The following is a 294-nucleotide window of genomic DNA, read 5'->3' on the forward strand; positions in this document are numbered from 1 at the left end:
GATGGTTTCACGCCTGACATCTTCACGCGGGAACGACCAGCAGAGAATAGTCACCGGGCCGGTCAACATCCCTTTCACCGGTTTATCAGTCAGGGATTGCGCATATTTTGCCCACTCCACGGTAATCGGTGCCGGGCGGCTAACGTCACCAATAACAATCGGTGGCTTCACGCAGCGGGAACCGTAGCTCTGTACCCAACCGTTTTGCGTAAAGACAAAGCCATCCAGATGCTCGCCAAAGTATTCCACCATGTCATTACGCTCGGCCTCGCCATGTACCAGCACATCCAGTCC

General features: G+C 54.8%; 1 pseudogene. It reads right to left on the bottom strand.

The window, feature by feature from the left end:
- Window positions 1-294: pseudogene (locus R0J87_RS19440) on the bottom strand (5-methyltetrahydropteroyltriglutamate--homocysteine S-methyltransferase); the annotation flags it as partial.

The organism is Halomonas sp. SIMBA_159 (genome assembly GCF_046536035.1).
GTDB lineage: Bacteria > Pseudomonadota > Gammaproteobacteria > Pseudomonadales > Halomonadaceae > Vreelandella > Vreelandella venusta_A.